1 protein-coding gene is annotated in these 502 nt (G+C 66.1%); it reads left to right on the top strand.

Annotation, left to right across the window (positions count from 1 at the left end; all coding sequences use genetic code 11):
* Window positions 1–502: multicopper oxidase domain-containing protein (locus GTW58_RS14190; protein ID WP_168023670.1), on the top strand; the 502-nt coding region annotated here is incomplete at both ends.

The raw sequence follows: 502 nt of genomic DNA, 5'->3' as shown, positions 1-502 counted from the left end.
TTCGCCGATCCGGAAGCCGAGCTGTCCGACGTCGTGGATCCGGGGCTCGAACCCGCGGAAGTCACCGACGGCACGGAGAATGCCGACCACGAAGTCACGCTCGAAGTCACTGAAGTCCCGCTGGAGGTGGCCCCGGGGGTGTGGCAGCAGCGCTGGACGTTCAACGGATCCGGACTAGGGCCCACGCTGCGGGGCAAGGTCGGCGACACCTTCGAGGTGACCCTGGTCAACAACGGGTCCATGGGTCACTCCGTGGATTTCCACGCGGGGGAGGTGGCCCCGGATGACAACATGCGCACCATCCCGCCGGGGGAGAAGCTGGTCTACCGGTTCACGGCCAACCGGTCCGGGATCTGGATGTACCACTGCTCGACCATGCCCATGAGCGCCCACATCTCGGGTGGGATGCACGGTGCCGTGATCATCGACCCGGAGGGCCTGCCGGAGGTGGATCACGAGTACGTCCTGGTCCAGTCCGAGGTCTACATGGACGGTGACGGCG

The organism is Kocuria subflava (assembly GCF_012163155.1).
GTDB lineage: Bacteria > Actinomycetota > Actinomycetes > Actinomycetales > Micrococcaceae > Kocuria > Kocuria subflava.
The sequence above is the reverse complement of the archived record's forward strand: the minus strand, read 5'-3'. Positions and strand labels throughout refer to the sequence as shown.